This window comes from Streptomyces sp. NPDC007162 (assembly GCF_040634175.1).
Lineage (GTDB): Bacteria > Actinomycetota > Actinomycetes > Streptomycetales > Streptomycetaceae > Streptomyces.
In genome coordinates this window covers 1-1,529 of record NZ_JBEYFC010000977.1, presented here as the reverse complement: position 1 = coordinate 1,529, position 1,529 = coordinate 1, and the positions used below count along the sequence as shown (strand labels likewise).

The window sequence follows — 1,529 nt, the reverse complement described above, 5'->3', positions numbered from 1 at the left end:
GGGGCGCCGGCCGGGGCCGGCGCCGCGGCAGGGGCAGTCATCAAGAACGCTGAGTACAACGTGGGCTCAGGGCCGGACCTGGCTCAGGGTCGGCTGGTGCGGGTCAGGACGTCGGTGACGGCGCATAGTGGCGGGCAAGACCGGTGGCGAGGTCGCGCAGGTGAGCCCTGGCTTCGGTGGGGCCGTGCACAGTGACGGCGCTCCCGAACGGCAGCAGTGCGCGCACATCCTCCAGATGCAGGAAGCGGATCGTCACCTTGTGGCCGGTGGCGGATCCTTCATGGCCGTCCCGGACGAGTCGTGGGCCGAAGATCCGTTGCGCTCGCTCGATCTGGGCCTGGTCGATGGTGGCGCTGACCTCTATCGCGTGGTCGCGTTCCCACTGATCAATGAGTGCTGCGGCGACGGTTGCGAGGGTCTCGCCCTCGCGGATCCGTCGTGGCCGGCCGACTTCCTTCCACGTCGTGATCCGCTCGAGTCGGTACATCCGTGGCACTCGGGCGCAGTCGGCGACGAGGTACCAGATGCCGGCCTTGGCGAACAGCCCGTAGGGATCCACGACCAGGTCGCGTGGGCACGACTCGCGTGTGCTGTCGTACTCGATCCACAGCCGACGGCCTCGCCGCACCGCGCCGAGCAGCGAAGCCGGAGTCGTGCCGGAAACTCGTGCCTGACGCCAGGGACGGCTGTCCACGTGCACCACGTCGGTGAGCGGCAGGAGCTCAGGAACTCGACGCGGCTGGATGGCGGCGATCTTGGAGAGCGCGCGCCGGCTGTCGACCGATGCGTCGAGCTCCGCACGCTGCTTCTCATCCAGCCCGGTGAGCGACAGATGATCCCGCTCGTCCGGTGTGAGTCGCGTGAGGTCGGGTCCGTACCCGGGCAGCATGGTCACGCCTCCGAGGCGGCCCCGGTGTGCGGTCACCGGCAGACCGGCGTCGCGGAGCCAGTTCAGGTCCCGGGTGATGGTGCGAAGGGACACCCCGAGCGCTGAGGCGAGTTCCTGTGTGGTCACGGCATCCCTCGATTCGAGGAACAGCATCAGGCTGAAGAACCGGTCTGGGGTCACACACCGATTTTTTCAGGAATTGCGACATGATGCGGCGCATATCACGGTCAGGCTGGCGGATGCGCACCTACGACCTGCGAGAAGGAACAACCATGACCACATCCGTCGTGTCCGTCGTCTACGTGAACGACGCTCCCGCCGCAGCGCGTTTCTACGGCGACCTCCTCGGCATGAGCCCCTCGTTCGAGACTCCGGGATACATCACCTTCGACCTCGGGCCGGGCGCTGACCTCGGTCTGTGGTCCGGCCAGTTCGAGGATCTGTCACCGGACGTCCCGCGCACCAGCGAGGTGTGCCTGGCCGTCGGCGGTGGACCCGACGAGCTCAACGCGACCTTCGAGCAGTGGAAGTCCAAGGGGGTCACGATCCTGCGCGAGCCCCATGATGCGGGGTTCGGGCTGACCTTCCTCGCAGCCGATCCCGACGGGAACCGTATCCGCGTCGCACCGCGGGGCTGAAA

General features: G+C 67.6%; 2 protein-coding genes. One reads left to right on the top strand and one right to left on the bottom strand.

Going from position 1 to position 1,529, the window contains the following annotated elements; translation table 11 throughout:
• Positions 1–103 precede the first annotated feature (103 nt).
• The gene (locus tag ABZ646_RS46425) at positions 104–1,069 is read right to left on the bottom strand and encodes a WYL domain-containing protein (protein WP_360533781.1); all 966 of its coding nucleotides are present in this window, start codon (positions 1,067–1,069) and stop codon (positions 104–106) included.
• A 92-nt stretch (positions 1,070–1,161) separates the two neighbouring features.
• On the opposite strand from ABZ646_RS46425, the gene ABZ646_RS46420 reads away from it, so the two are divergent.
• Positions 1,162–1,527: a VOC family protein gene (locus ABZ646_RS46420; protein ID WP_360533778.1), complete on the top strand. Its 366-nt coding sequence runs from the start codon at positions 1,162–1,164 to the stop codon at positions 1,525–1,527.
• The last annotated feature ends 2 nt before the right edge of the window (positions 1,528–1,529 follow it).